The organism is Butyrivibrio sp. (genome assembly GCF_017433805.1).
Lineage (GTDB): Bacteria > Bacillota > Clostridia > Lachnospirales > Lachnospiraceae > Butyrivibrio.
The window spans coordinates 1-3,328 of sequence record NZ_JAFRGN010000041.1; the positions used below are offsets into that span (position 1 = coordinate 1).

General features: G+C 42.5%; 3 protein-coding genes. 1 reads left to right on the forward strand and 2 read right to left on the reverse strand.

The annotated features are described in order from the left end of the window. Positions 1 to 160: 160 nt before the first annotated feature. Positions 161 to 928, reverse strand: coding sequence for a hypothetical protein (locus IJI01_RS10915; RefSeq protein WP_292190072.1), 768 nt, complete (start codon positions 926 to 928; stop codon positions 161 to 163). A 168-nt stretch (positions 929 to 1,096) separates the two neighbouring features. Between IJI01_RS10915 and IJI01_RS10920 the strand changes: the two genes are divergently transcribed. Then, positions 1,097 to 2,203, forward strand: a complete 1,107-nt coding sequence (locus IJI01_RS10920) for an alpha/beta hydrolase (protein ID WP_292190075.1) — start codon at positions 1,097 to 1,099, stop codon at positions 2,201 to 2,203. A 6-nt stretch (positions 2,204 to 2,209) separates the two neighbouring features. On the opposite strand, the gene IJI01_RS10925 is transcribed toward IJI01_RS10920, so the two are convergent. After that, positions 2,210 to 3,130 carry an NAD(P)-dependent oxidoreductase gene (locus IJI01_RS10925; protein WP_292190078.1) on the reverse strand — a complete coding sequence of 307 codons (921 nt, stop codon included), beginning with the start codon at positions 3,128 to 3,130 and terminating at the stop codon, positions 2,210 to 2,212. Positions 3,131 to 3,328: the final 198 nt, after the last annotated feature.

Here is a 3,328-nt window from a genome sequence, read left to right on the forward strand (position 1 = left end):
GCCCCGATAAGCGCACCTACAGAAAGTAAGGCTTTCTTTAAACTTTTAAACATACTTTTCCCCTCATATTTTAAGTTTTTCTTAACATGTAAATTATAAGGGTTAGCCGTTTACTAGTCAACGCAAGAAAAAAGAGGCCATATAGGCCTCTTTGAGCATTTTATCTGTCCAGATATTTGATTATTCCATATGCTCCAGTTCCTGCATGAGCATTATAAGTAATGGTTGTTGGTTCATCATCAAGATCTGGAAGGATCTCATATGCTCCTCCGTTCTTAACATAAACCATAGCGTAAGTATTATTCTCGCTTCTAAAAGCAGTAGGAATTGAAACCTTGGTAGTTACCTGCATTTCATCATTCTCATAAGGATATACCTTAGTTGAGAAGTATCTGCTGACAGTCATCTGGAAGGTAGCTCCAAGCTCAGCATTCTGAGATTTAGCAATTATATCCATGGTCTCAACTGCCTGAGGTGCTGTGTATTTGTACAGATCCCATGTTGACACAAAGAAATATTCAAGGACCATGAAGTTTGCCTGCTTCTGAAGATCAGCAAGTGATGAAACCACTGCAAGTCCAGGAATGCTGTAGGCATAATAATGTCCATCCAGAGTGGTCTTAGTAATAACTCCGTTAACAACTACCGTATTGTTCTGAGGAATCACTACAGCTGTCTCTTCCTCCACTACCTCTGTAGTAATTGTAGTCGCTGTATCTGCCTCAAGAGCAGCCAGGGCTGCTGCCGCGCCTGCGCTTGATGGAGCACCCTTTCCAGCTTCTGCGCTATCTGAATTAGCAACCTTGGACTGGAGAGATGCTGCGATTCCTTCTGTAGCCTGTGCTGATACTGCTGTGAAATCCAGTGACACTATACTTACTATAGCTAAAAGAATCCCTAAGGATCTTCTGATCATTTGTCTTTTCATCTGTAACCCCCGTATTCTGTGGCCTCATCTGTACGACCACTATCTATCATAATAGTAACACCCAGTCTCCACATTATAAAGAGAAATATTAGCAAAATATGTGAACAACTGGCAACTAAGTGATAAGCATTTTCCCGCGAAAAAGCTTACAATTCTAAGGAAGATTATATGAAAGGAAACACATTTTGTAACATGAAAAAGAAACTATTAATGGCGATGATACTCACCTGTGTATCGCTCACCGCCTGCGGAAATGATATAGAAAGGGCAATTGCAGAGGAAACTTCTTATTCTGCAGAGGCAGATTCAGCAGATCTTAGCAGTGAATCAGCTACAGAAAGTACAACTGAAGCTTCAGCAGAAGATGCTTCTAGTGCTTCATCCTCTGATAGCAGTCAGGAAGAAGCTAAGGCTGAAGCCTCCGAGCAACATGCAGAAGTTGGAGAAATGGTCCTTCCTAAATATACAGCCCTTAGAACCGGTGAAGGCTCTGGTACAATCGAGCGAATCACTTACACAACCTATGACTACGCTGGTGATGGAAGTGAGTACACCAAGGAAGCTAACGTATACCTTCCTGCAGACTACAGTGCGGACAAAAAATATAACGTCATGATCCTTATGCATGGAATCGGCGGAAGTGAAGATGAATGGGGCATGAACAAGAGCACTTCCAGAGTAAAAGCTATCATGGATAACCTTGGATACTACGGTGATGTTGAACCGTTCATTGTTGTAACCCCAAACGGAAGAGCCGGTAAAAAAGGCGGCGAGAAAGGTTCTGGTTATCAGTCCTTCTACCTGTTTGGTCAGGAGCTTAGAAATGATCTGATCCCATATATCGACTCACATTACAGCACCTATGCCGATTACGAAGAAGGCTATGACATCTCTGCAGCCCGCGATCACAGAGCTATCGCAGGTTTATCTATGGGTGGTATGCAGACAATCAATATCGGTATCGGAGAATGTCTTGATATGTTCAGTTACTTTGGTGCATTCTCAGCTGCTCCTACAAGTAACATAGCTTCCAAGACAGCATCTATTGTTGCCGACAGCGAATACCCTATTAACTATTTCTACAATATCTGTGGCTTACAGGATAGAACAGCTTATGCCAGTTCATCAGCTGCTGCCAAGACTCTTCCTGCACTCTGCGACAAGCTTGTGGACGGCGAGAACTTCATGTGGCAGGAAGTAGATGGTGGACATGATTTCCACATCTGGTATCTTGGTTTCTACAATTTCGCGCAGCTGGCTTTCAATAAAGCCTGAGAAATATTAAGGATTAACGATATTTCTCATTTCTCCGCGTATAAAAGCTTCTACATTCTTTTTAACTTCCTCAAGGCATCTGCGGCGAGCTTCAGTGCTTGCCCATGCCAGATGGGGAGTTACAACAAGCTTACCACTATCCTGAATCTTAAGAAGTGGTGAATCCTTAGCCATTGGCTCGGGATTTAATACATCAAGACCTGCAGCCTGTATCTTTCCTTCTGAAAGGGCATCATACAGATCCTGCTCACTTACGACAGCACCTCTGGCAACATTTATGAGGATTGCTGTCTTTTTCATTTTATCGAAAGCTTTTTTATCAAAAAGATTTCTTGTCCTGTCGCTGAGAGGACAATGGATGGAGATCACATCGCTTCGGCTGAGAAGCTCGTCAAATTCTACTCTCTCATAATCTGTACAGGTACTATTTCCTGATGCTGAGTAAAAGATGACCTTAGCACCAAAAGCTGTTGCTATCTGAGCAACCTTCCTACCTATGTTTCCCATTCCTACTATTCCGTAGGTCATTCCATCAAGCTCGTGAAAAGGAATATCAAGACAGCAGAAATGTGATTGATTAGCATAGCTGCCATCCTTAACAAATTCGTCGTAGTGGCGCATATTCTCCATAAGATAAAAGAGGAGCGCAAAGGTATGCTGCGCTACAGAAGCCGTTGAATAGTTGACTACATTGGCAACCTTAACTCCATGTCTGTCACAGGCAGGAATATTGGCATTATCAAAGCCCGTGGCAAATTCGCAGATGAGCTTAAGGTCAGGTGCATCATCCAGTATCTTATCTGTAATGGCACTCTTATTGATCAAAAGAACCTGTGCCCCGGCCAGTCTTTCCCTGGCATTATCTTCTGTTATCTTGTCATCATAGTAGGTTACTTCACCAAGCTCATCATAGAGCGTATAGTCCATATCATTTCCTACACTATCTTTATCAGCTACAACAATCTTTATGCTATTCCTCCTTGAATATGTACTAAATAAGGCGCACACCAAATGGTGTACGCCTTAAGATTATCATTTATGTATCCACTTATCAAATTAAGCGAATGGGTTCTCTGTTGGGTATGGAAGAGAAGCTGGCTGGTTGTAGCCGATAACCTCTGCTCC